This is a genomic window from Shewanella psychromarinicola, assembly GCF_003855155.1.
In the GTDB taxonomy this organism is placed as follows: Bacteria; Pseudomonadota; Gammaproteobacteria; order Enterobacterales; family Shewanellaceae; genus Shewanella; species Shewanella psychromarinicola.
This window is the reverse complement of sequence record NZ_CP034073.1, coordinates 4571150-4594550: the sequence shown is the minus strand read 5'-3', so window position 1 is coordinate 4594550 and position 23401 is coordinate 4571150. Positions and strand designations below refer to the sequence as shown.

Here is a 23401-nt window from a genome sequence, read left to right as displayed (position 1 = left end):
CGCTTAGTTTGGTAGTCTAAATCCCGCTTTTTCGTGTTATTACATTCATCTTTTTCGAAGAAAAAATAATCTATGTCCGATCCTCGTTTTGTTCATTTGCGCGTCCACAGTGATTATTCAATGTCAGATGGCGTTGCCAAAGTGAAACCGATTATTGCTGCTGCTGAAAATCAGGGTATGGCAGCGATAGCGTTAACCGATCAAAACAACTTTTGTGGTTTGGTAAAGTTCTACAGTGCTTGTCATGGCGCCGGTGTTAAACCTATTATTGGTGCCGACTTTTGGGTGCAAACCCCAGGTTTTGAAAAAGAATTTTGTGCCTTAACCATTATCGCGATGAACAATGAAGGCTACCAAAATCTGACGCAATTGATCAGTGAGGCCTATCTTCGCGGTCATGTCCAAAATCGAGTGGTGATAGACCAAGACTGGCTGATTAAATTTAACACTGGCTTGATTATTATCTCCGGTGCCAGAGATGGCGACGTGGGTAAGGCATTATTAAAAGGCAATCAAAACCAAGTTGACTCATTAATTGAATTTTATCAGCAGCATTTTGAAGACCGTTATTATATCGAGCTTATCCGCACAGGCCGTGCAGATGAAGAACGCTATTTACACATGGCGGTTGGGTTAGCATCATCAAAAGGCTTGCCTGTTGTCGCCACTAACCAAGTGGTTTTTTTAAAGCAAGACGATTTTGAGGCCCATGAAATTCGGGTGGCTATTCATGATGGTTTTACCTTAGTCGATCCACGCCGTCCCAAAACCTATAGCGATCAACAATACCTGCGCACCGAAGATGAGATGATCGCGCTGTTTGCCGATATTCCGTCGGCGATCCAAAATAGCGTTGAAATTGCCAAACGCTGCAATGTCACCATTCTATTAAACGAATATTTTCTGCCCAATTTCCCTACGGGTGACTTATCCATTGAAGATTTCTTGGTTAATGTGTCACAAAAAGGCCTAGAAGAACGTCTCGAATTTCTATTTGCCGATCCACTCGTTCGCGCCGAAAACCGTGGCGGGTATGATGAACGTCTCGAAATTGAGCTGAAAGTGATTAACCAAATGGGTTTTCCAGGTTACTTCCTTATTGTGATGGAGTTTATTCAATGGGGCAAAGACAATGACATTCCGGTTGGACCTGGTCGTGGTTCTGGAGCCGGATCGTTAGTGGCTTATGCACTAAAGATTACTGACTTAGATCCACTGGAATACGACTTACTGTTCGAGCGTTTTTTGAACCCTGAACGAGTCTCGATGCCCGATTTTGATGTCGACTTTTGTATGGATCGTCGTGACGAGGTCATTGACCACGTTGCCGAGTTATATGGTCGAGAAGCGGTATCGCAGATTATTACCTTTGGTACTATGGCGGCCAAAGCGGTTGTTCGAGATGTTGGCCGCGTGTTAGGTCATCCATACGGTTTTGTTGAACGTCTAACCAAAATGATCCCTGCAGAACCTGGAATGACACTGGCTAAAGCCTTTGAAGTCGAGCCATCGCTTCCTGAAGCCTATGATGGTGATGAAGATGTAAAAGAGCTTATCGACATGTGTCGTCGCTTAGAAGGGGTGACTCGTAACGCCGGTAAGCATGCGGGCGGGGTGGTTATTGCCCCCACTCGAATTACTGATTTCGCACCATTATATTGCGATGCCGAAGGCTTAAACCCGGTGACTCAATTTGATAAAAACGATGTAGAAACGGCTGGTCTGGTTAAGTTCGATTTCTTGGGGCTGCGTACCCTAACGATTATCGACTGGGCACTCAAAATGGTTAACCGAGTGCAAAAGCAAAAAGGCCTCGATAATATCCGTATCGACGCGATCCCATTGGATGATCCTGCCTGTTTTAAACTGTTACAGCGTTACGAAACAACGGCCGTATTCCAGCTGGAATCTCGCGGCATGAAAGACTTGATTAAGCGTCTGAAACCCGACTGTTTTGAGGACATGATCGCACTGGTGGCTTTGTTCCGCCCAGGTCCTCTGCAGTCAGGCATGGTAGATAATTTTATCGAACGTAAGCATGGACGTGAGGAAGTCTCATACCCAGATGCTGATTATCAGCATGAGTCTTTAAAAGAGCTGCTAGCACCGACTTATGGCATTATTTTGTACCAAGAGCAGGTGATGCAGATTGCTCAGGTATTGTCGGGTTATACCTTAGGCGGCGCGGATATGCTGCGTCGTGCAATGGGTAAGAAAAAACCTGAAGAAATGGCCAAGCAACGTGGCACGTTTAAAGAAGGGGCCATTAATAACGGGATAGACGGCGACCTGTCGATGAAAATCTTCGACTTGGTCGAAAAATTTGCGGGCTACGGTTTTAACAAATCTCACTCTGCCGCTTATGCGTTAGTCTCCTACCAAACCTTGTGGCTTAAAACCCATTATCCAGCTCAATTTATGGCAGCGGTAATGTCTGCCGACATGGACAACACCGACAAAATTGTGACCTTAGTGGATGAATGTGAGCGCATGGGCTTGCCGTTAATTCCACCCGATGTGAACAAAGGCTTATTTAAGTTTACCGTCGATGATGATCTGAATATTGTTTACGGTATTGGCGCGATTAAAGGGGTCGGTGAAGGCCCAGTAGACTCTATTTTAGACGCCCGTAAAAATGGACCGTTCAGCGATCTTTTTGATTTCTGTGCTCGAATTGATTTAAAAAAACTCAATAAGCGAGTGATTGAAAAACTGATCTTTGCGGGGGCATTAGACCACCTTGGCCCACATCGCGCATCAATGATGGCGACCTTGCCACAAGCCATCAGCGCCGCGGCGCAACATGCCAAAGCCGAAGCCATTGGCCAGAATGACATGTTCGGTTTATTGAATAGCGAACCTGAAGACAGCAAACAAAACTTTGTTGAGTGCACGCCTTGGCCTGATAAAATTTGGCTTGATGGTGAGCGCGAAACATTAGGCTTATACCTAACGGGTCACCCGATAAATCAATATTTAAAAGAGCTTAAGCAATACACCAGCGGCCGCTTAAAAGATATTCACCCAACAGAGCGCGGTAAAACCGTTAAAGTGGCAGGGTTAGTGGTCGCTACGCGGGTGTTGCTCACTAAGCGGGGGTCTAAAATGGGTCTGGTCACCTTAGATGATAAAAGTGCCCGCTTAGAAGTGATGTTATTTACCGAACCGTTTGAAAAATTTGGCCAGCTGATTGAAAAAGATCGTATTTTAATTTGTGAAGGCGATGTCAGTTTCGATGACTTCTCTGGTGGCAATCGCATGAATGCCCGTAACATTATCGAAATCGGCGAAGCACGCAGTCATTTTGCTAAAGCTGTTGAAATCAAGGTTGACGCATCGCAAGTGACATCTGAATGGCTAGAAACCTTTGAGCAAACCTTAACCCCTTGGCGAAATGGCGTGGTGCCTGTGACTATTGATTATGCGCAACCCCAAGCCAGCGGTAAAATTACCTTAGGTGATGATTGGCGAGTCAATCCCAGTGACGAGTTGATATTAGCGCTTGAAAGTATGCTCGGCTCGACTAATGTTAAAATCGTATTTAACTAGGCGCATACCATGACCGTAAAACTCTCGGCCTCAGAACAAATGACGGTAGAACAATTGCTCCATTTACTTGAACAAGCGGTAATGCCGCTTGTTCAGGTGACAGCATCGCAACATGAACATACGCCTAAGGTCGTGTTGGCTTACAGTGGTGGGGTTGATTCTGAAGTATTAGCGTATGGACTCAGTGCGTTTGCGCAAAAATACCCGCACATAGCCTGCTTACTTATTCATGTGCATCATGGACTCAGCGCCAATGCAGACACTTGGGTACAACACTGTATAACGCGAGCAGGGCATTACCAATTACCGCTGCAAATTGAGCGAGTCAAGGTTGATAAAGGCCCAAGACAAAGCTTAGAAGCACAAGCACGCGAGGCCCGTTACCACGCTTTTGACCGCTACCTCAATCCGGGTGATATTTTACTGACCGCCCATCACCAAGACGATCAACTCGAAACCCTATTATTGGCGTTAAAACGCGGCCAAGGGCCAAAAGGGTTGGCGGCAATGGGCGCGATACAAGCATACCAACAAGCTTGGTTAGTCAGACCGTTATTAGAGATCAGCCGTGATCAAATAGAGCAATTTGCACTTCAATACCGTTTAATCCATATCGAAGATGAAAGTAATCAAGACGACAGCTATGATCGTAACTTTTTACGACTCGATATTATTCCACGCTTAAAGCAGCGCTGGCCCAGTATTGCAGCTACTGCAGCCAGAAGTGCGGCATTATGTGCTGAGCAGCAAGATGTTATAGATGATGAAGTGAGTCATCGCTTACCCGACTGGCTAATAGTGCCAAGCGATACAAATGCACTAATGACCGAATCAACTGGGTTTAAGCTCACTGGGTTTGGTCAATTAAGTGGCGCATGGCAAGCATTACTGTTTCGCGGTTATCTCATCCATTGTGGCGTCAGTTTACCTTCGCAAGCGCAATTACAACAGATACTGTCACAACTGCTAGCGGCAAAAGATGATGCCAATATGTCGATTCAATGGGGCGACTATCAAGTTAAACGGTTTGCAGGCGTGGCATACGCGCTTAACAATAGTGAGCTTGAACCATTAGCGTCCACCCAACTCAGCGCTGATTTTAATAGCCTATTAAATGGCGATGTGGCCGATATGCTGATGGATGTAGGCCAGCATCGATATCATTTAAACCAACAAACAAGGGTTGATAAGCCTTTATTAGTTTTACCGCCAGCTAATAGCAAAGTGACCCTTCGCTACGGCGGCGTCGGCTCTATTAAGTGCCAGCCGCAATTTGCCTCGTCACAACGTCAAAAACCGCGTGAGTTAAAAAAGCTATGGCAAGAATGCCATATTCCACCTTGGCGTCGCCAACAAATCCCACTAATTTTTTATGATGAAGTCTTAGTCGCCGCCATCGGCTTATGGATAGATAAACGTTATGTAGCGCAAACCGGTGAACAAGGGATTAGTTTTTTGATACAAAGCGCTAAAAAATGATAAAGAGCGATAAAGAGCGATAAAGAGCGATAAAAAACGATAACAAGCGATAACAAGAGGTGAAAGCGAACGCTTCGCTCACGGCAAGGCCTAAGAGCGAGTATGCTCCGCGGCTAGATACTATAAAAGCTGGGAAGAACGGTAGATCACGATGACAAGCGATTAAAGCGCTAAAAAACGATAACAAGCGATAACAAGAGGTGAAAGCGAACGCTTCGCTCACGGCAAGGCCTAAGAGCGAGTACGCTCCGCGGCTAGATGCTATAAAAGCTGGAAGAACGGTAGATCACGATGACAAGCGATTAAAGCGCTAAAAAATGATAAAGAGCGATAAAGAACGATAACAAGCGAACGCTTCGCTCACGGCAAGGCCTAAGAGCGAGTATGCTATAAAAGTGAATGCTGGGGTAACGGTAGAAACTTAAATATTATCTACTTAGATCATATATTTGCAAAATTTAAGTTGATCTTATAAGTGCAATGAATTAACAATTGCATGCTGTACTGTAAATTATATAGGATCGATCATGGCAAAGGACTTGTCACACGTTAGGCAATATTTTATAGAACTCATCTTATGGTGGGAAGGTTGTATTAATTGTAAAACGCTTGAGCAGCAGTTTTCAATTACTCGACAACAAGCCAATACTGACTTAAAAACTTACACAAGCCATTACCCAAATAACACCACCAAGATCAGTGGCACCTATTACTCTGCCGATACCTTTATTGCTTATTACATCACCCCTAACATCAATATTTATTTACATTGGTTTGCCACCAAAGATATTACAACTCACAGCTCATTTGCCGATAATGTATCTTGCTTAGTCCTGCCGCCAAGAAAAGTCTCACATAACATAATCCGAGTATTGATATCTGCTATACGACATAAACAACGTATAGAAGTTGATTATGTTTCACTTGCAAATCCTGAAAATGACGGCAGAATATTTCACCCTCATACTTTCGTGAATACCGGTTCTCGTTGGCACATAAGAGGTTATTGCGAAAAATCACAAAACTTTAGAGACCTAGTATTAAGTCGCTTTAGAGGTGAAGCAGAGTTAATAGATGCTTCAACCATAGATCCACAACAAGATCTTGCCTGGCATACACAGGTCAATTTGATCCTTCAACCCGATCCCCGATTAAGCCCAGCAAAACAAGCCGTCCTGGCTAATGACTACCAAATGGAAGGTGGCCAATTAGTCATGTCTACTCGAGCTGCTTTAGCTCAATACTTGCTGCATGAATTACAAGTCAATACCAAAATGCTCGATGGCACCCCAGAAGTACAACAACTGGTACTCGTAAATCGAGATGACATTAAACCATGGCTGTTTTAATACCCACGTCTAAAACAGAAGTAAAACAACAATAGAGTGATAATCAATGGTTAACTGACTTTACCTGTGTAAATAACCAGTGTAGATGATCTAATAATAAAGGTATACAGTGCATGGACTTAGCAAAAAGAGGTGAATATGGTAGATGATACATACTTTAAATATTGGGGTAAGTGTGACAAATCAAACCCTGTAGAGAAATATCATCTATTACCATATCATTGCCTAGATGTGGCGGCAGTAGTTGAGGTTTGGCTTTCAGAATCGAAAGTATTACTTAAACAAATATCTATGCAGTTAAAGTTAGATGAAACTGAAGCGCGATCAATAGTTTTATTTTATGTGTTATTACATGATCTAGGTAAGTTTGATGCGCGCTTTCAGAACTTTGTAGAAGAAGTACGTATTACACTTCAAGGCAATGAATATGAAGTCGAATCTGAGAAGTATTCGCATGGCTCGCATGGTTATCTGCATTTTATTCAAACCTATGGTCATGATAAAGCAATGAAAGCCGTTGCTGGACATCATGGTTATTGCGATACATCGATAGATCGAAACTTATTAGAACCAGATGCTGATAAAGAACTTATTAATTTAGATAAATTAGCTCGTAAAAAGTGGATTGAATTTAGCCTAGAATTTACAGGTTTAACTTCTATTCCTGATGTTGGTGAGATTCCGATGCTTGCAGGATTATGCAGTGTGGCAGACTGGATTGGTTCCTCAATCACCAATTTTACTACAGAACCAACAGCTGATTTAAATATGTACTACCAGCAAACATTACCTAGGGCAAAAGCAGCCTTACTTGATTCAGGTATGTTGAATAAACTGAATGGTTCAGGCTTTGATTTTCTATTTCAGCCTTATTTACCTCGTGGTATTCAAACTTTATTACCTACACTTCCGTTAAAAACAGGCTTAACAATAGTTGAATCAGACACTGGGTCGGGGAAAACTGAGTTTGCCTTGGCTTATGCATCTATGTTGATAGAAAAAGATCTTGCTGATGGCATTGTTTTTGGTCTTCCAACACAAGCAACTGCCAATGGGTTATTTAATCGTATAGGGGACGCGGCGACTAAGCTTTTTCCTGATAGTGCAATAACGCTTGCCCATGGGAAATCGAAATATCTATTTCCAGATGAAAATGGCTTTTTACATCAATCAAATAAGCGGGCATTTCTCGGGTCAATGTCGGTAGCAACTGTAGACCAAGTTTTAATGGGCGTTCTTGGGATTAAACATCAATTTATTCGCTCATTTGGCACAAGAAAATCAGTATTGATACTGGATGAGATTCATAGTTTCGATGCGTATATGTATGCACTAATAGAACAAGTAATTAAGGGGCAGCATCAAGCGTATTCTAACGTTATTTTATTATCTGCTACGTTATCAATTTCATTGAAAAACAAATTACTTAAACACTATTCCGGTAAAGCCAAGCGCACAGCGTACCCACTAGTTACTCATGTTGATTTAGAAGGTAATACGCAAGAGTATTCAGTTGAAATGCCGGCTAAAAATAAAGTGGTCACTCTTAAAAATTGGTTGTCGAATGATTTATTGCCAACCCCAGATCAGCAAGCCATTTTATTAGAGCATGCAAAAGCGGGTGCTGTGGTGGGTATTATTTGCAATACCGTCGCAGATGCACAAAATTTGTTTGTTCAGCTAAAACATTTGCAAACCGAACAAGATACTAACGTTGATCTATTTCACGCTCGCTATTCTTATGCAGATAGAGAGAGGATTGAAAACGAAGTACTACAAATCTATGGAAAGAATGCACCTCGTAAAGGGCGAATATTAGTAGCAACTCAAGTTGTTGAACAGTCTTTGGATTTGGATTTTGACATCATGGTTAGCCAAATAGCGCCTATCGAATTCCTGATGCAACGAATGGGTCGACTATGGCGGCATGATCGCATTAATACCTCGCTTTACTCACGCAGTGACAGAATTAAACATCCTCTATTTATAACGTTACTACCAAGTCAATCGGTTAGTAATTGGAGTCATCATTATCAGGGAAGTGGCTACGTATATCGTAATGTTCGTGTACTTTATCGCACTGAGCAATATTTGCTACAAAGAGAAAAATTAACTTTTCCAGACTGCTATCGTCATGCCATTGAATACGTTCATGCTGAGGAACCCTACCCAGACGAAAACTCAGAATTAAATGATTTATACGATAAATATCAAATGGAGCAAGATGGTTCGGCTTACACCGCGAAAATGTACAGCGTACTTGACTCTAAACCTTTGAGCGATGTTGATCCTCGTTGTGCGCTATTAACGCGCGAAGGTGAAATGACCGCAACAGTTGTGCTTATGAATGAACTAGGAGGGCTGTTTCATGGTGGGGATTATAAAGAGCAGCAAGATAGAGAACGCAGCACTGTTGCTCTAGCTAAAAAGCATGTCAAGGGAAAACAAGATACTGATTTCTATTGTATTAAATCTGTTGTTAATAAAGATATCGATTATGGTGAATTAGGTGTCGTATTACCTAGTTTTAATAGTAAAAACTAAGTTAAAAGGAAACTATATGTATATCTCAATGGTGGCATTGAATACCAATGATAGTTATCTACAACATCAGGCAATTTGGAGTTTATTTCCAAGTTCACTTGAGCGAAAACGAGATCATTTGTTTCGTGTAGAAAATCAATCGGATACAGGTAAGGTCACAGTGTTGTTGCAGTCAAGCACGCAGCCTAATAGCAGCCAAAATGCTGAGGTATTGCAAACAAAATCATTTAATCCTCAGTTAGAAAATGAAGATTTCTATAAGTTTAAAATACTAGTATATCCAACAAAATGCATTAGCCAAGGTAAACGAGTGATTGAAATTCATGATAAAGATGATCAAGTTGCATGGCTACAACGAAAGTTAAAAGGCGCCAATGTCAATGTAACGTCGATGGATAATATATTAGTTAAAAGTAGAAAATGTTTTAGTAGCCGTTATGTGTGTTTTGAAGGCATTTTACAAATCACAAATGCAGAACAAATATATCAAGCCTTGGTGATGGGGATTGGTCGTCAGAAACATGCTGGTGCAGGGCTCTTGTCTTTGGCTAAAGCGAGTTAACTTAAGGGATTACTTATGTACAAGAGAATCTACACCGCATATATGAATCTATCCAAGGGTGATCAAGCTGATCTTAAAAGGTGCAACTTAAGGAAATTGGCTGATAGTCCCGCATATTTTCGTGTTCTGAAATTTTCAGGGACGAAAGATAATTCACAAACCCAGCGTATCTTATTCTTGCTAGTCTCTATTGCTATTACAGATGAGGCGGAATCTGATTCTGTAGCCGTTGCACTTTTAAATGCCGGTGTTAAAGAAACCCAAATTATTCAAATTACACGTAGCGGTGACAATGCCATTGAATACTTAAAGAGGCAGCTCATTCGTTGTAAAAATGTAAGTTTATCTAGCCTAGGGAAACTAGCTCAATATTGGGGTGAACAAGCACGACGTGACCTGTTAAAAGAATTCATCTTAAGTGAGCAAGAAAAATAGGATTCATTTATTCAAATAAGTAACTAACTTTCAATTTAAGGGCAACACAATGACTACTTTTATCAATATTCATGCATTAATTTCTCATCCATCTTCTATGATGAATCGCGATGATTCAGGCTTACAAAAAACGGCTGTATTTGGTGGTACTACACGCAGTCGTATTTCAAGTCAGTGTTTAAAACGTGCTATTCGCCAAAGCGATTTATATAAAGCTAATGTTGAAGAATTATCAATTAGAACGAATCGATTTGATGAACTATTAACATTATGTATTGAGAACCTACCTGAATTTGATGCTAAAGTAATTGAAGATGTTTTAGAAAACATGGGCTCTAAAATTAAAACAGAAATAGATAAAGAAACCAAGCAAAAACATCGTTACTTTGATGCTGTACAGCCATATTCGCTCGGTGCTATCCGTGAAGCCATCAATATGGTACAAGCCGGAACTGAATTAAAAGATTTGAAAAAAATAGTGCAGTTACCAACTATCGATGTTGCATTATCTGGACGGATGGATGCTAGTTGTCCAGGACGTAATGTAGAGGCAGCAATGAGTGTTGCACATAGTTTAACAACACATAACGCAGATATTGAAGTTGATTGGTTTACAGCTTGTGATGATTTAGCTGAGCAAGGATCAGGACATATTGGAACAAATGAATTTAGCTCTGGAGTTTTTTACCGTTATGCATCAATTGATGTAGATTTATTGGCTAAAAATATACAAAAATCTATCGCAGAAACGACTCATATAATCAACACCATTATCAATTGTTTTGCGCAAGTATCTCCATCGGCAAAGCAAAAAACATTTGCAGCCCATAATAAAGCGGATTTTGTTTTATGCACTAGCTCAAATCAGCCGTTGTCGCTAGCTAATGCCTTCAGAAAACCGATCCCTAATACTGGTGAAGTAATGGAAGCTTCAATACAAAGCTTAGTCACTCATTATGAAAATTTAGTAGATGGTTACGAATTACAATCAAAAGCTAAAGCATTTGATTTAACTAATACTGTTAATAGCAAAAAGATTGAGAAAGTAAGCAGAATTAGTGATTTATCATTTTAAAAACTTTTATTAATTTATTTATATATCAATTATAAAAGGTGTTTAGTATGAAAACGTTAATCTTAAAAACCGAAGGTTTTTCAGCTTATGGCTTGCAAACTTTTGATATTCATCGCAGGGCAAATCACTTTCCAACTCGCTCAGCTGTTATCGGCTTGCTTGCTGCGGCGCTTGGTATTACACGTAAAGAACAAAGTACGCTTTTTGAGTTATCAGAAAATGTGCAGATTGCCGTTCAAGTAAATAATGCCGGTGAAAAAATAATGGACTATCACACTGTACAAAATTTTCGCAGCCCAATGGGGAAAATTCAAAAAGGAGTTAAACCCACATATCGTGAATACTGGTGCGACAGTGAACATACATTTGCCATTACTGCTAGTGATGAATTAGTAAAACGATTATGTATTGCTGTTAAATCGCCAAAATTTACCTTATTTCAGGGGCGTAAATCATGCCCATTGACTAGGCCTCTGTTTGAAGTACTGGTGGATCATAATAACCCTGTAGAGGCGTTAAAAAAACGAGCTGAAAGAGGACAAATATTCAGTGACGTACAAGGTGAAAATCATGTCGCGACATTACAAGTTAGGGATAAATTAACCCCTGTTTTTAGAAAATACGCTATACGAACGGTTTATGTGAGTGGACAGATGATCCAAAACTCAGAGGAGATCGCTGATGAACTTGCTTAAAGATCCTTTTATCTCAACAACTGACGGTAAAGTCTCATTACAAGAGATTTTAACCTCAGAAAAAGATTATCAATTACAGTATTTTTTTGATGAAACTCAGCTAGCAATGCTGCAAATGTTGGCATCACTTACAACAGTGGTATTAAAGCCTACAATCGCCCAGTTGAAAGACTACTTAGCGAATGGTGTGACTACAGAACAATATCAGCAAGCGTTAGCTAATATTGAAACGAAGTGGTTTGAAGATACAAGCTTTATGCGTGCACCTTTTCCGGCTAAATCTAAAATCGCTGATGGACCTATTACTAAGTTAGTTTCTGGAATTGAATGTGGAAGTTCAGCAAATGCTTTGGGACTCTTTTCTGACTCAGAAGATGTAAGTCAGTCTTGTTCTGATTGCACTCATGTCCTTAATTATAATTTACACATGAATATTAAAGGTGAATGTTTTGGGCCAACAGGTGCGACAGGGATAAGAGGTGGAGGTTCAATAACAACATTAATAGCAGGGGCAACACTTAAAGAAACTTTACTATTAAATGCTATCGCTTCTGATTTTTATCATAAATGCACTGTACTTAATGACACAGCAGAAACTCGCTATATGTGGGATTTACCTCCCACAGGCGCAATTTATCAAGCACAAAACATTGGGCTTGAAAGAGGATTGTTTGCACTTGCTTACCATGTCAATTTTCAGATGGAGGATAGCGCGGGCTATTGTCATATTTGTGGTAATAAAACAGAGCAAGTAGTTAGAGTCTTTCAACGGGTAAAGTTTACTGGTGCATATGGTTCAACTAAAAATGGCCGCGATAATGGAGCCGGTTGGTGGTTACATCCTTATACACCAAGAACAGAAAAAGAAGATGGTACATATGCTGTTTGCGCAAGAGATCAAAATTGGCAATCTTGGCAGGAGCTAACGTCTTATATAGTTGGTAAAGAAACAGATAAAGCGACAGTTAAACCAGCTTTTGTTTTTAATCAATTTCAAAATGAATTAGCGCAAGGGAAAGCAAATATTCTAATTGGAGGTAATATCGCAGATCAAGGTTCAATAACTGGGCGTGTCTATGATTTATATTCAATGCCTGCCTCATTATCGAAAAACAATAGACGGATTTCACAAGTTATAGATGTTGGTCTCGAGCAAAAAGACAAGCTATCTCAATCATTTAATAAAATGTTTGGTGTGGGTTACGATAAAAACTTTGTTGGTGGGATCAAAGAACAAGCAATGCAACGATTTACCTCAAATGCTCAGCAAATCATCCAGCAAATTCTGTTAGATGTCGATCGAAAAGAAGCTGCTCAACTAAGAAAGGATGCGGCAACCGCGCTAAATAGCGAAGCAAAAGCTGTTTTTAAATCAGTTCAACGCAAGTATCAACATGATTTACCATTATTTAAAGCGTTAGTTAAAGGAGAGTATGTACTTTATAAAGCTAACTAAATTGACACTATTTCACAAAAAAACAAAGGAACTGTTATGGTCGTAAGCGAAGCTTCAATAGACACAGATATTTATATTTTTCATCAAAGCGACTTGAGATAATGGCTTTTCTTCCGTTAAAACCTATCCCAATCAAAGACCGAAACTCGATGATTTTTGTAGCCATGGGCCGGATAGATGTTCGTGATGGTGCATTTGTTGTCATTGATGAGGTGAACGGCGAGCGTATGCATATACCTGTAGGCTCTGTAGTGTGTATTTTACTTGAGCCCGGCACACGGATAAGCCACGCAGCAGTAAAACTCGCAGCAACAACCGGTACGCTGCTAATTTGGGTCGAAGAGGCTGGGGTAAGACTTTATTCTGTTGGTCAGCCCGGAGGCGCTCGGTCAGACAAGTTATTATATCAAGCCAAGCTAGCCCTCGATGAAGCACTTCGCTTAAAAGTGGTTCGTAAAATGTTTGAGCTGCGTTTTGGCGAAGCTGCACCAGAACGAAGAAGTGTTGATCAGCTTCGAGGGATTGAAGGGGCTCGTGTTCGTAAAACCTATGAGCTACTCGCTAAGCAATATAATATCATGCCTATGCATCTGACTCAGTTTTGGCCTATTCTTATAGTATAAATCAAGACTAGAAGTGAGATCTGCTATGAAAATGCCTGAAACGAGTTTTTTGAATGGCAACGTGAATTCAGCTCTGAAACTGATTGCTTAAATCACATTAAGAAAATGAGATGGCCTAATGGTTTTGTTTGCCCTAGATGCTCTTGTGAGCATGCCTATGAGCTTACAACCCGCAATGTATATGAATGCAGTCAATGTCATAAACAAACATCGGTCACAGCAGACACATTATTCCACGGTAGCCGTATTCCTATCACTAAGTGGTTTTGGGCTATCTACTTTTTAGGCTCAGATAAGGGCAGTATTTCAGCATTAAGACTGAGTAAGCACATTGAAGTTAATTGGCGAACGGCACGTTTGATATTAAGTAAGCTGAGAACAGCTATGGGCCATAGAGACAGCTTATATAGACTGTCAGGGGTCATTGAAATTGATGATGCGTTAGTGGGTGGCAGAAGGAAGGGCAAGCGTGGACGTGGAGCAGAAGGTAAAACACCTGTTTTAGTTGCCGTTGAAAGCAAAGGAAAAAGAGCTGGATTTATTGCTATGCAGGCTGTGAATAGCGTTTGCCATGATAGTGTTGAAAAGTTCGTTGCCAAACACTTAACGAGACAGCAAAAAGTGCATACAGACGGCTTACCTGCGTTGAACATTATAGATAAGACTCAACAACATGAAGCGAGGGTTACCCCCAGTGAGCTTGTTGATGAATGGCTGCCTTGGGTTCATATTGCCATTGGTAACTTAAAGGCATTTTTACTTGGGACATTTCATGGTGTTTCAGGAAAGTACCTGCAAGAATACCTGAGTGAGTTCTGTTATCGGTTCAATCGTAGAAAAATGGAAAGAGAAATACCTAACAGATTGTTAAATTTGGCAATAATTCACACGCCAATACATTCTTACTGAGCCAAGTGCATAGGCATGTATAATATTGAATGGCGCGGAAGACGTTATAACCCAAAAGATTGGCAGGCAGGAGATGTAATTAATCAATGTATAAGTTCTGCAACATCGTGTTTATATGGCGTAACAGAAGCTGCAATTTTAGCTGCGGGTTATGCTCCAGCTATTGGTTTTTTACATTCAGGTAAACCTCTTTCGTTTGTATATGATATAGCTGACATCATTAAGTTTGATACCGTTGTGCCTGCGGCATTTAAGGTGGCAAGTAATCACCCTAAACAGCCCGACCGAGAAGTGCGTATTGCATGTAGGGAAGCATTTCGAAAAGATAAAACTTTACAACGACTAATTCCGCTTATTGAAGAGATTTTAAGCGCCGGCGAGATCACACCGCCAAAACCTTATGAAGATGCCCAGCCACCCGCTTTGCCAGAACCTGAATCTATTGGTGATTCAGGTCATCGTACAAGTTAGGTTTGAAGATGAGTATATGTGTTGTTGTAACTGAAGCTGTACCACCGAGATTAAGAGGTCGTTTAGCTGTCTGGCTTTTAGAAATTCGTGCTGGTGTTTATGTTGGCGACGTAGGCAGAAAAATTAGAGAGATGATTTGGCACCAAGTTACCGAACTTGCAGCACAGGGGAATGTGGTCATGGCGTGGGGGACAAACACTGAATCAGGTTTTGATTTTATTACCTATGGGAAAAATGCACGTATGCCCATTGATTTAGATGGGATAAGGCTCGTCAAATTCACGCCAATTAGCAGTGAAAATGGTACAGAAAAATAAGTGTTAAGTTCTTTAAAAATTTGGTAGATTTAGTATGAGTGTTTTTATTCAATAAAAACAATTATATGCTATTAGAGTGTTCCCCGTATCCACGGGGCTGAACCGGTGTGGTGTGTACTAGAAAGGTATGGAGTTGGGTGTTCCCCGTATCCACGGGGCTGAACCGCACCCGAAATTGTATCAAATGCCTAAGAGGTAGTGTTCCCCGTATCCACGGGGCTGAACCGTTCGGCAGGGGGTTAATTGTGTCAATTGTAAAGTGTTCCCCGTATCCACGGGGCTGAACCGAAATCGAATTCTATTGGGAAGACCGTACAGGCGTGTTCCCCGTATCCACGGGGCTGAACCGGTTATTCAAACTCATTTATGCCACGCCCTAATGTGTTCCCCGTATCCACGGGGCTGAACCGTAAGTGTAATTGTAGAAGTAACCCCCGTAAGAGTGTTCCCCGTATCCACGGGGCTGAACCGCTAGGCTTGATATTATTAGTTATCGAAACAAAGTGTTCCCCGTATCCACGGGGCTGAACCGCCCCTAGGCGATGGTGTTGGTTATCACGTTGTGTGTTCCCCGTATCCACGGGGCTGAACCGCAAACACATCTTTACTAGGGGCTGTTGATCTTTCACATTGGCAGCCAAATTATAGAGCAAGCTAGAGCCAGCAGGCTTTCAAAATTAATTTTCAATTTATCATAGCGGGTAGCTATCGCTCTAAAATGCTTGAGCCGAGCAAAAGCATTTTCAACTAAATGCCGATATTTGTATAAACACCAATCGATATCGCCATTTCCTTGCTTCGAATTTTGTCTTCTAGGGATCACTGGCTTTGAACCACATTCACGCACTTTATCTCTAATCGCTTCACTGTCGTAGCCTTTGTCTGCAATAATAAAATGACTTTGTGGCAATAGTTCAATAAGGGCATTAGCTGCTTTGCTATCATGAACTTCTCCACCTGTAACAATGAATTCTATCGGTAAACCATAGCTATCTACCGCGAGATGGATTTTGCTTGTATTACCACCACGACTTAACCCAATTGCTTGATTTTCATCAGATGATGCACCTGAACTGTGTTGATGGGCTTTTACATAACTTCCATCAATAAATTCCCATTCAGTATCACTATTAGTCGATAATGTTTTGAACAGCCTAAGTAAAATACCTTTTCTTGACCACAGTAAAAATCGACGGTAAATGGTATTCCATAAGCCAAAATATTCAGGTAAATCTCGCCAAGGGCAGCCAACACGCAATCGGTAAAGGATACCTTCCATCGTAAATCGATGCTCTTGCTTGTTATAAACTCTATCATCAAGCAGAATAGCTTTTAGCTTCGACCACATCTCATCAGTGAGCATTAATCGGGGCATGGTAATCTCGTTGTATTTGTTTTTGGCGAAGTGAATTATACGAGATTACCTTCTTCGCACAAAATTCAAACAAAGATCAACAGCCCCTAATAAGATTTGAATCTGTGTTCCCCGTATCCACGGGGCTGAACCGCAATTTTATCGCAGCGTCGTGCTTGTAATAGTGTGTTCCCCGTATCCACGGGGCTGAACCGGATTGAGAAAAAGCACGGAAAGGCTTACGCACGTGTTCCCCGTATCCACGGGGCTGAACCGCAAACGGCCAACACCAAAACCTAAAGCAGCTAGTGTTCCCCGTATCCACGGGGCTGAACCGGCATATGGTCATCGTTCTTGTGATGATGTAGGGTGTTCCCCGTATCCACGGGGCTGAACCGCCTGAACATTTAGAAGATGGTGATACCGATGAGTGTTCCCCGTATCCACGGGGCTGAACCGCATGGCAGGTATTACGTGATTTGGCATCGATTGTGTTCCCCGTATCCACGGGGCTGAACCGCCGCCATACCCAATCGGCACCGAGACAACCCAGTGTTCCCCGTATCCACGGGTTTGTAATGGTCTAATGAAACTGTAGAGATTTATAGCTTAAAATAAGCAAAATCTTAAAGGTATTTATTATGATTAGAAAAACTAAAATCACTGTCAGCCCTCTTCAAAAATTAGAATATGCCAAGCTGATGGTCGAACAGGGTTACACGAACAAGCAAATTGAAGATATGTCAGGTGCAGGTAAATCTGCGGTGTCTAGATGGAAAGTGCAGTACCAGGCTGAATTAGCCGGTAAAACACCGAAAAATGTCAAAGCATTAACTGAAGAACAACGAAGAATACAGCTTCTAGAAGCCCAACTAAAACAAGCCATGAGGGATAATGATATCTTAAAAAAGGCTGCAGCTTTCTTCATTCGAGACAATCAAAACTTAAAATGATGCGCGAAGTAAAGAAAGCAAACCCAGGCTTTAAAATGAGTGAATTATGCCGAGTATTCGAGATCAGTTGTAGTAGTCTCTATTACAAACCGATCCCAAAAAGCGTTGAAAAACAGGCTCAGATACAATTGATAGAGCAAGCTTTCTCTGAGTCACACTCGACGTATGGCAAACGTCGAATACAGGCTGATTTATTAGATTTAAATTGTAAGGTTGGGGTTTACGCCATAGCTAGCGTAATGAAAAAATTGGGATTAATAGCGATTAAGCCAAAGAAAAAGCATTACTATCCAAATCAAGGTGAGGAGCAAGTTTACGCACCTAATTTGCTTAGACGACAGTTTAACCCTACGACTTATAATACCCATTGGGTGGGTGATATTACCTATATAAAATCACATCAGGGGTGGAGTTATTTAGCCTGTGTACTTGATTTAGGGACCAAAGAAATCGTTGGGTATGCCTTATCAAGCCAACCCAATGCAGCGTTAGCGACAGCGGCATTAAATAACGCGATACAACGTCAGAGGCCAAATACACAGGAGTTGATGTTTCACTCAGACCAGGGTTGTCAGTACTCAGCTAAGGTGTTCAGAGAAAAGCTAAAGCACTTAGGCATTGAACAAAGTATGAGTCGTAGAGGAAATTGTTGGGATAATGCGGTGATGGAACGATTTTTTAGGAGTTTAAAGACTGAAAGATTAAACCGTTTAGCTTTTACCAATCACAGCGCAGTAGTGAGCGTGGTTGAGCAATATATTCAGTTCTACAATTACAAACGCAGACATTCGGCAATAGATTATAAGACGCCACATCAGAAATATAATGAGTTAAAAAAAGCGGCTTAAAATCTCTCCAGAAATACTTGACCATTACAGGCTGAACCGGAAACGGGCGAGATAACAACCAAGCGAAGCGAGTGTTCCCCGTATCCACGGGGCTGAACCGAAATTTTAATAAACGGAAAAAACCCATTTGAAGTGTTCCCCGTATCCACGGGGCTGAACCGTTTGAACGTACCGGTGTTGCTCCTATTCAAATGTGTTCCCCGTATCCACGGGGCTGAACCGCCTGCTTTATATCTTTATAAATACTCATGATTGTGTTCCCCGTATCCACGGGGCTGAACCGTGCAAAAAATAGCATCAAGAACAATAACGCTAGTGTTCCCCGTATCCACGGGGCTGAACCGATATGAGCGACTTAGTCGATGCACACAAGTCAGTGTTCCCCGTATCCACGGGGCTGAACCGCATGTGCAGAACACGATTTGTCGACAGAAGACGTGTTCCCCGTATCCACGGGGCTGAACCGCCTGAAATGTCCCCGATTAAAGGGCAGTGGCAGTGTTCCCCGTATCCACGGGGCTGAACCGTTCGCTATCGTTAATGATATTGCATCATTAGCGTGTTCCCCGTATCCACGGGGCTGAACCGGACGTAAAACTGCCGCTATTGTTTCAGAGGTAGTGTTCCCCGTATCCACGGGGCTGAACCGGACGTAAAACTGCCGCTATTGTTTCAGAGGTAGTGTTCCCCGTATCCACGGGGCTGAACCGGCGACGGAGGGCATGTTAACCTAGTTGAGTCGGTGTTCCCCGTATCCACGGGGCTGAACCGCGTTTTGTTCAATATCTCGGCTAGTGTTTCCTGTGTTCCCCGTATCCACGGGGCTGAACCGCAAAAAATTGAATCTATAAGTGGTGGCTCAAAGTGTTCCCCGTATCCACGGGGCTGAACCGTTGAAACGGTTGCGAGTAGAATTAACCCGTTTGTGTTCCCCGTATCCACGGGGCTGAACCGATTTGACTAGCGAGGGAATGGGCGTTTTTTCCGTGTTCCCCGTATCCACGGGGCTGAACCGTTTGATAACGAATTTTGCCAACGCACCGGCAAGTGTTCCCCGTATCCACGGGGCTGAACCGCGGAGGTATTTAATGTTGGTGCTATATTCGCAGTATTCCCCGTATCCACGGGGCTGAACCGAAAGCACAACCTTATAGCCATTTAACGCAATTGTGTTCCCCGTATCCACGGGGCTGAACCGCCTTTTTAGAAGATATGGGCGTCAATGTTGTGGTGTTCCCCGTATCCACGGGGCTGAACCGCCGTGACCGCATTGTTTTTGTATGACCGGACAGTGTTCCCCGTATCCACGGGGCTGAACCGCATTAGATACCGCAACCGACGCCAGCCAAGACGTGTTCCCCGTATCCACGGGGCTGAACCGCAAACACATCTTTACTAATAAGATTTACATCTGTGTTCCCCGTATCCACGGGGCTGAACCGATTACTTACATGTTGATCACATTGGTTGAGATGTGTTCCCCGTATCCACGGGGCTGAACCGCCAAGTGTACTCACTGATATACCTACAATTAAGTGTTCCCCGTATCCACGGGGCTGAACCGCCTAATTCGTGCGCCTTATCTATTAGTCGCGGGTGTTCCCCGTATCCACGGGGCTGAACCGCAGTCTGCTGGTAGATATGGCGGCACGTATGTGTGTTCCCCGTATCCACGGGGCTGAACCGTTATCAGAAGGTCAATTCACGACATACAAGTCGTGTTCCCCGTATCCACGGGGCTGAACCGTTTGCATTTGAGCAAAACCATCAGAATTAGTTGTGTTCCCCGTATCCACGGGGCTGAACCGCACATTCAGAAAGCCATTTAAAACGATACCCAGTGTTCCCCGTATCCACGGGGCTGAACCGGTTGTGCAAGGTGAGCAAATCTCACGTAAGGCGTGTTCCCCGTATCCACGGGGCTGAACCGCCAACTTATTTGAGAAAATGATGCACACAAACGTGTTCCCCGTATCCACGGGGCTGAACCGCAACTACGCCAATTACAACAGTACCAACTGAGGTGTTCCCCGTATCCACGGGGCTGAACCGATTGTGTGCACGAATTTGGTAATGATTTTGATGTGTTCCCCGTATCCACGGGGCTGAACCGATTGTGTGCACGAATTTGGTAATGATTTTGATGTGTTCCCCGTATCCACGGGGCTGAACCGTAGCTTTCATAATTAAAACCTTATTAATTGAGGTGTTCCCCGTATCCACGGGGCTGAACCGCACTTGCGGGGTTTGAGTCTACCCACTTAATAGTGTTCCCCGTATCCACGGGGCTGAACCGAATGTTTCATGGAGGTGGCAGCATGAGTTTAGGTGTTCCCCGTATCCACGGGGCTGAACCGGCGCTCGACATTTCTGAGCCCGTAGTTTTAAAGTGTTCCCCGTATCCACGGGGCTGAACCGCCAACCATTTGCATTGGGTTCATACCTGAAATGTGTTCCCCGTATCCACGGGGCTGAACCGTAGTGCGCTTAACGCCCCATTCATCATTAACAGTGTTCCCCGTATCCACGGGGCTGAACCGCATTACCTGCAACCAGAACGCCATCGATAAATGTGTTCCCCGTATCCACGGGGCTGAACCGGACATAAAGACGTAAAAATGGCGGGTATAGAAGTGTTCCCCGTATCCACGGGGCTGAACCGGTTTGTTGTCTGCATCAAAGAAAAAAGGGCGTGTGTTTCCCGTATCCACGGGGCTGAACCGCGCAATACAGGACGCAGTCCGCTCTAGCAGCGAAGCGATCCTAGCCGCGAAGTGTTCGCTTTTTTATCACGCAGTGAGTGCTTTATTGCTGTTACAATGATTTTTCTCAATACTCAACAGGGGACGTTGTCCGTGAATACTTTTCGTTTATTGGCCGTGTTTGGTGTTTTTTTGTTGCCAAGCGTGAATGCTGCGCCATTTCAATTTGATCAAAAAACCTATCGTCAAGATGTGCAAACCCTCGCCAGCGATAAATTTGAAGGTCGTGGGCCCTTGTCACATGGTGAGAAGTTGACGGTGGAGTATGTAGAGCATGCATACAAGGCCATGGGTCTTAAGCCGGGCTTTGGTGACAGTTACCGTCAAGCTGTGCCGATGGCAAAAATTACTGCTGACCAAACCATGCAGTTTAACATTGGCGATTTGGTTTTTAATAATGGCACTGATTTCACCGCGCGCACTGAGCAAGTTTTGCCTCAAGTTGCGTTAGATAATAGCGACGTGGTGTTTGTTGGTTACGGCATTAATGCCCCTGAATATCAGTGGAATGATTACGCTAACATTGATGTAAAAGGCAAAACCGTCATTGTGCTAGTGAATGATCCTGGTTTTGCTACGCAAGATCCTGACATTTTTAAAGGTAATGCCATGACCTATTATGGTCGTTGGACTTACAAATACGAAGAAGCGGCAAGGCAGGGGGCTAAAGCGGTATTTATTGTCCACGAAACTGCACCCGCCGCTTACGGTTGGAATGTGGTCGAAAACAGCAATACCAATACCAAGTTCACATTAGTCGATAATAATAAAAATCAATCACATATTGGCGTGATGGGTTGGGTTCAACATAATGTCGCCCAAAAAGTGTTTAACGCTGCGGGGCTTGATTTTGATAAGCTAAAACTGACTGCAGCCAACGCTGGATTTAAGTCTATTCCGCTCAAGCTTAACGCTAATTTAGCGGTAAAAAATACTATCGAATTAGCCACATCCTATAACGTAGCGGGGCTATTACCTGGCACCAGCCAAGCCGATGAATGGTTGGTGATGCATGCGCATTGGGATCACTTGGGTAAAACAGTTCAAGATGGCCAGACTCGCATTTATAACGGTGCGGTCGACAATGCCTCTGGTGTCGCAGGCGTGTTACAACTTGCTCGTCATTTTAAAGAGCAAAGCAAAGCGCCAAAACGATCTATTTTATTTGCTGCGTTTACCGCCGAAGAAACCGGTCTTATTGGCGCGCAATACTTTGCTGCCAATCCGCCGGTGCCAACTAAGCAATTAGTGGCGTTTTTAAACATTGATGGCATGAATGTCGGTAAAGGCGTGGATTATATTTTGCGTTATGGCCAAGGCGTATCGCAGTTAGAAACCTATCTAGATAATGCTGCCAAAGCACAAGGTCGCACGGTTAAAGCCGATCCTCGGCCGCAAAATGGCTTGATGTTCCGTTCAGATCACTTCGCCTTAGCTCAGCAAGGTGTGCCTGGGTTGATGTTTATGAGTTTAGGCGATACCGATCCAGATTATATTGCCCATAAATACCATCAAGCTGCAGACGACTATGATGCCAATTGGGATCTGGGTGGGGTTGAGCAAGACTTAGCCTTAATAAGTGATATTATTGCACAGCTAGCCAATAACAATGACTGGCCAAAATGGCTCGAAGAGTCAGACTTTAAAAAACGTCGCGCTCAAGACGGTAAATAGTCGCAATATTATTTGATAAAAAGAGGAGGCGAAAGCCTCCTTTTTTGAGCCATTAAATCTATTATTTGAACAGTCCAAAGCGTCAGTTAATGATGCTATAGGACAATAAATTTAGCGCATTTTATCTCTTGTCTTTGGACTCCAAGGTGTTAGCTCTAAAGCGCTTTAAATGACGATTTGCATTAGCCAAAGCATGCCAATCTGGTCGTTACTAACGCGGTCAGTAACAGCAGGGGAAATGTCGTTATTTTCTGTCAATATGGCGAAAATGAGGTTTTTTTGCTGTCAGATGAAGGGCGAAAAATACAGTTTACACTGCCCCCACTGATCAGCCCCCACTTATCCT

The 23401-nt window shown here is 42.7% G+C and carries 15 protein-coding genes, 1 pseudogene and 3 CRISPR repeat arrays; of the genes and pseudogenes, 15 read left to right on the top strand and 1 reads right to left on the bottom strand.

Features of this window, described 5'->3' with window-relative positions; genetic code table 11:
• Positions 1 to 72: 72 nt before the first annotated feature.
• The 13 genes and pseudogenes from dnaE to cas2e all read left to right on the top strand — a co-directional run bounded on the left by dnaE (position 73) and on the right by cas2e (position 15464).
• Positions 73 to 3549: a DNA polymerase III subunit alpha gene (gene dnaE, locus EGC80_RS19950; RefSeq protein WP_124011888.1), complete on the top strand. Its 3477-nt coding sequence runs from the start codon at positions 73 to 75 to the stop codon at positions 3547 to 3549.
• Between the two features lie 81 nt (positions 3550 to 3630).
• Positions 3631 to 5028: a tRNA lysidine(34) synthetase TilS gene (gene tilS / locus EGC80_RS19945; protein WP_456114911.1), complete on the top strand. Its 1398-nt coding sequence runs from the start codon at positions 3631 to 3633 to the stop codon at positions 5026 to 5028.
• Between the two features lie 527 nt (positions 5029 to 5555).
• Complete coding sequence (locus tag EGC80_RS19940; protein WP_124011886.1) at positions 5556 to 6377, top strand: helix-turn-helix transcriptional regulator; 822 nt, start codon at positions 5556 to 5558, stop codon at positions 6375 to 6377.
• Between the two features lie 138 nt (positions 6378 to 6515).
• Positions 6516 to 8921 carry a CRISPR-associated helicase/endonuclease Cas3 gene (gene cas3, locus EGC80_RS19935; protein WP_124011885.1) on the top strand — a complete coding sequence of 802 codons (2406 nt, stop codon included), beginning with the start codon at positions 6516 to 6518 and terminating at the stop codon, positions 8919 to 8921.
• 16 nt (positions 8922 to 8937) lie between these two features.
• Positions 8938 to 9483: a type I-E CRISPR-associated protein Cas6/Cse3/CasE gene (cas6e, locus tag EGC80_RS19930; RefSeq protein ID WP_124011884.1), complete on the top strand. Its 546-nt coding sequence runs from the start codon at positions 8938 to 8940 to the stop codon at positions 9481 to 9483.
• Between the two features lie 15 nt (positions 9484 to 9498).
• Positions 9499 to 9918 (top strand): type I-E CRISPR-associated protein Cse2/CasB, encoded by a 420-nt coding sequence (locus EGC80_RS19925; protein WP_124011883.1) that lies wholly within the window; start codon positions 9499 to 9501, stop codon positions 9916 to 9918.
• Positions 9919 to 9967: 49 nt separating this feature from the next.
• Positions 9968 to 10993: a type I-E CRISPR-associated protein Cas7/Cse4/CasC gene (gene cas7e / locus EGC80_RS19920; protein ID WP_124011882.1), complete on the top strand. Its 1026-nt coding sequence runs from the start codon at positions 9968 to 9970 to the stop codon at positions 10991 to 10993.
• Positions 10994 to 11040: 47 nt separating this feature from the next.
• Positions 11041 to 11688: a type I-E CRISPR-associated protein Cas5/CasD gene (gene cas5e, locus EGC80_RS19915; RefSeq protein ID WP_124011881.1), complete on the top strand. Its 648-nt coding sequence runs from the start codon at positions 11041 to 11043 to the stop codon at positions 11686 to 11688.
• Positions 11675 to 13144, top strand: coding sequence for a type I-E CRISPR-associated protein Cse1/CasA (gene casA / locus EGC80_RS19910; protein ID WP_124011880.1), 1470 nt, complete (start codon positions 11675 to 11677; stop codon positions 13142 to 13144). The genes cas5e and casA overlap by 14 nt, the downstream gene beginning before the upstream one ends.
• A gap of 101 nt (positions 13145 to 13245) precedes the next feature.
• Complete coding sequence (cas1, locus tag EGC80_RS19905; protein WP_233768553.1) at positions 13246 to 13767, top strand: CRISPR-associated endonuclease Cas1; 522 nt, start codon at positions 13246 to 13248, stop codon at positions 13765 to 13767.
• Between the two features lie 25 nt (positions 13768 to 13792).
• Positions 13793 to 14676 (top strand): annotated as a pseudogene (locus tag EGC80_RS19900) (IS1595 family transposase).
• 15 nt (positions 14677 to 14691) lie between these two features.
• Positions 14692 to 15147, top strand: a complete 456-nt coding sequence (gene cas1 / locus EGC80_RS19895; RefSeq protein WP_233768552.1) for a CRISPR-associated endonuclease Cas1 — start codon at positions 14692 to 14694, stop codon at positions 15145 to 15147.
• Between the two features lie 8 nt (positions 15148 to 15155).
• Positions 15156 to 15464, top strand: a complete 309-nt coding sequence (gene cas2e, locus EGC80_RS19890) for a type I-E CRISPR-associated endoribonuclease Cas2e (protein WP_124011879.1) — start codon at positions 15156 to 15158, stop codon at positions 15462 to 15464.
• Positions 15465 to 15540: 76 nt separating this feature from the next.
• Positions 15541 to 16057: a CRISPR direct-repeat array (repeat unit 29 nt; unit sequence GTGTTCCCCGTATCCACGGGGCTGAACCG).
• Between the two features lie 32 nt (positions 16058 to 16089).
• On the opposite strand, the gene EGC80_RS19885 is transcribed toward cas2e, so the two are convergent.
• Complete coding sequence (locus EGC80_RS19885) at positions 16090 to 16839, bottom strand: IS5 family transposase (RefSeq protein ID WP_124011573.1); 750 nt, start codon at positions 16837 to 16839, stop codon at positions 16090 to 16092.
• Between the two features lie 103 nt (positions 16840 to 16942).
• Positions 16943 to 17399: a CRISPR direct-repeat array (repeat unit 29 nt; unit sequence GTGTTCCCCGTATCCACGGGGCTGAACCG).
• A gap of 60 nt (positions 17400 to 17459) precedes the next feature.
• On the opposite strand from EGC80_RS19885, the gene EGC80_RS19880 reads away from it, so the two are divergent.
• Positions 17460 to 18619, top strand: a protein-coding gene (locus tag EGC80_RS19880; protein ID WP_407695556.1) for an IS3 family transposase whose coding sequence is annotated in 2 segments (ribosomal slippage) — positions 17460 to 17733 and positions 17733 to 18619 — 1161 coding nt in all. Because the reading frame shifts where the segments join, the coding sequence is not laid out codon by codon here.
• Positions 18620 to 18689: 70 nt separating this feature from the next.
• Positions 18690 to 21342: direct repeats of the CRISPR family, unit length 29 nt; unit sequence GTGTTCCCCGTATCCACGGGGCTGAACCG.
• A 96-nt stretch (positions 21343 to 21438) separates the two neighbouring features.
• Complete coding sequence (locus EGC80_RS19875) at positions 21439 to 23055, top strand: M28 family metallopeptidase (protein ID WP_124011878.1); 1617 nt, start codon at positions 21439 to 21441, stop codon at positions 23053 to 23055.
• Positions 23056 to 23401 lie beyond the last annotated feature (346 nt).